Raw genomic sequence first — 2,813 nt, 5'->3', positions numbered from 1 at the left:
GCCTCGGCATAATTGCGTCCGGAATCGGCTTTGTGCATGCACAAAGCACTCCTTCCCGATTCCGTGACATCCGCCGGAGGCTTTAACTTCTTTCAGCGGCTGTTTTAAACACCCGCTGAAAGAAGTTAAAGTGGGCTGCCTTTTTCTCTAATAAGGTGGTTTCTGATAAAAATAATTCGGTGTATTGTAAACATTAACATAGGGCTTATGGAAAATATGAGTCGTAGCTGGTGAAAGAGGTGGAATCAACCACGTCCAATTGCCTGTAACCTTACGATCCGTCGCTGCTTCAGTTTCCTCAAACAATTTAAATTGCTGTGCAGCTGTATGATGATCTACAATGCTCACACCGTCTTCTTTAAAGGAATGTAGTACGGCAATATTCAGCTCGACTAATGCGCGATCACGCCATAAAGAAGCCTGTTTAGTTGTATCGAGATTGAAAATTTCTGCTATAGCGGGCAGCATATTATAACGCTCATGATCTGCTAAATTACGTGCCCCGATTTCTGTACCCATATACCAACCATTGAATGGGGCAGCCTCAAAATCAATACCTGCCATTTGGAAACGCATGCTCGATATAATCGGCACTGCATACCATTTTAATCCTAGCTTCTCTACTTGAGATGATTCTGGATGACGAATCGGTACCTGTAGTACATACTCGTCAGGAATCGTAAACAATTGCGGCTCCCTTCCATCCATTTGTACAACAAGTGGAAGCACATCAAATGCCGTTCCCTCTCCTTGCCAGCCAAGTGACTCACATAATTTTGTAAACTCAACAGAATGCAAATCACCAATGATTCCAGATTCAGTTTCATAGCCAGCATAACGGATTAGCTGATGATTCCATATACGAACACGCCCTGGTGCAAAAACCGTTATTGTTGGACGAATTTTTCCACCATTTGTTGCATACTTAATATGTTCAAGCAAAGCGTTGAAGATACCCTCTTCATTGGAAATATCGCGGGCATCTACAACATGCAGCGATTGCCAAAACAATCGACCAATACACTTATTACTATTACGCCAGGCCACTCGTGCACCAAAGATTAATTCTTCCGTTGTCGGTATATATTCGCCTGCAGTTTTAATTTGCTGTAATTTATTTTCTAGCCATGTTTTCGACTCATTTTGTTCTACTTGATAAAGTTCTAAAAAACGCTGTACTTCCTGTAAATTCATATCGAATTCCTCCATCTACCCTCATATTAGAGGAATGGAACTATAATCACCACGAAAAAACCTGCCAGAAAACATACATATTTTATATATGAAATACTTTGTTCAATATTTCATACCACCTCTTCATTTTATCAATTATGCCTCGGCATAATTGCCGCTGTCGCGCAAATAAACAATGCGTCCAGATTCGGCTTTATGCTTAGGCCTGCACTAAAGTTATTTAATAATTAGGGTTCCCATCTTGAGTAGACATTATAAATATTAGGAGAAATTACGGAGGAAAAAACTATTGAGTATAGACTTGCTATTATAACGTTTTCTTATGCCGAAGTAGGAAATACATGAGACGCTTTAGGCCACATTGCACTCCCTTCGCAGTATTTAGGAGAAGACGCTATTACTTGTGCATTAGAAATAAAATTTCCTTAACGCATAGTGAGCTTTGTTTGTCAGTATAGTTGGCATAAAAAAAGCATGTCGCACTAATGTGCAACATGCTTGATGACCCGTACGGGATTCGAACCCGTGTTACCGCCGTGAAAGGGCGGTGTCTTAACCACTTGACCAACGGGCCGTGGCTCCGAAGGCAGGACTCGAACCTGCGACAACCTGATTAACAGTCAGGTGCTACTACCAACTGAGCTACTTCGGAATAATGGTGGGCCTAAATGGACTCGAACCATCGACCTCACGCTTATCAGGCGTGCGCTCTAACCAGCTGAGCTATAGGCCCATTATTTTTTGGAGCGGGTGATGAGAATCGAACTCACGACATCAGCTTGGAAGGCTGAGGTTTTACCATTAAACTACACCCGCAGATGGTGGGTCAGGACGGAATCGAACCGCCGACACTTAGAGCTTCAATCTAATGCTCTACCAACTGAGCTACTGACCCGGAAAAATGGAGGAGGTAGAGGGATTCGAACCCCCGCGCGGTGTTACCCGCCTGTCGGTTTTCAAGACCGATCCCTTCAGCCAGACTTGGGTATACCTCCGGAAATTATATAAATGGTGGAGCCTAGCGGGATCGAACCGCTGACCTCCTGCGTGCAAGGCAGGCGCTCTCCCAGCTGAGCTAAGGCCCCAATAATTAGGAAAGATGGTCGGAATGACAGGATTCGAACCTACGACCCCTTGGTCCCAAACCAAGTGCTCTACCAAGCTGAGCTACATTCCGATATTATAGGTTTTTTTGGCGCGCCCGACAGGAGTCGAACCCATAACCTTCTGATCCGTAGTCAGACGCTCTATCCAATTGAGCTACGGGCGCATTTATAAAAACTGATGAGCCATGAAGGACTCGAACCTTCGACCCTCTGATTAAAAGTCAGATGCTCTACCAACTGAGCTAATGGCTCAAACTAAGAAATGAATGGCTGGGGTACTAGGATTCGAACCTAGGCATGACGGAATCAAAATCCGTTGCCTTACCGCTTGGCTATACCCCAATAATTAAATGGGGCGACTGATGGGAATCGAACCCACGAATGCCGGAACCACAATCCGGTGCGTTAACCACTTCGCCACAATCGCCACTATATGTAATCATAGCAGTGTTTGATAACGAGTACCTCGAAACCTGGCAGGGGCAGTAGGAATCGAACCCACATCAAAGGTTT

Annotated in this window: 1 protein-coding gene and 12 tRNA genes; all 13 read right to left on the bottom strand. The window is 44.4% G+C overall.

The genetic code is table 11. The features are described 5' to 3' along the window. Positions 1-147 precede the first annotated feature (147 nt). Complete coding sequence (locus ACZ11_RS14065) at positions 148-1,194, bottom strand: nitric oxide synthase oxygenase (protein WP_049667200.1); 1,047 nt, start codon at positions 1,192-1,194, stop codon at positions 148-150. Between the two features lie 502 nt (positions 1,195-1,696). Next, positions 1,697-1,768, bottom strand: a tRNA-Glu gene (locus tag ACZ11_RS14060). Between the two features lies 1 nt (position 1,769). Further along, positions 1,770-1,846: transfer RNA gene (locus ACZ11_RS14055), tRNA-Asn, on the bottom strand. A gap of 4 nt (positions 1,847-1,850) precedes the next feature. After that, positions 1,851-1,927: transfer RNA gene (locus tag ACZ11_RS14050), tRNA-Ile, on the bottom strand. Between the two features lie 9 nt (positions 1,928-1,936). After that, a tRNA-Gly gene (locus tag ACZ11_RS14045) sits at positions 1,937-2,010 on the bottom strand. Positions 2,011-2,013: 3 nt separating this feature from the next. Then, positions 2,014-2,089: transfer RNA gene (locus ACZ11_RS14040), tRNA-Phe, on the bottom strand. A gap of 7 nt (positions 2,090-2,096) precedes the next feature. Continuing rightward, positions 2,097-2,189, bottom strand: a tRNA-Ser gene (locus ACZ11_RS14035). Positions 2,190-2,203: 14 nt separating this feature from the next. Further along, positions 2,204-2,279: transfer RNA gene (locus ACZ11_RS14030), tRNA-Ala, on the bottom strand. A 15-nt stretch (positions 2,280-2,294) separates the two neighbouring features. Continuing rightward, a tRNA-Pro gene (locus ACZ11_RS14025) sits at positions 2,295-2,371 on the bottom strand. Positions 2,372-2,387: 16 nt separating this feature from the next. Continuing rightward, positions 2,388-2,464 (bottom strand) — tRNA-Arg (locus tag ACZ11_RS14020). 15 nt (positions 2,465-2,479) lie between these two features. After that, positions 2,480-2,552: transfer RNA gene (locus ACZ11_RS14015), tRNA-Lys, on the bottom strand. 15 nt (positions 2,553-2,567) lie between these two features. Beyond that, positions 2,568-2,642: transfer RNA gene (locus ACZ11_RS14010), tRNA-Gln, on the bottom strand. Between the two features lie 9 nt (positions 2,643-2,651). Beyond that, positions 2,652-2,727, bottom strand: a tRNA-His gene (locus ACZ11_RS14005). Positions 2,728-2,813 lie beyond the last annotated feature (86 nt).

Source organism: Lysinibacillus xylanilyticus, assembly GCF_001183605.1.
GTDB lineage: Bacteria > Bacillota > Bacilli > Bacillales_A > Planococcaceae > Lysinibacillus > Lysinibacillus xylanilyticus.
Note: the sequence above shows the minus strand (reverse complement) of the source record. Positions and strands in the feature narration are given on the sequence as shown.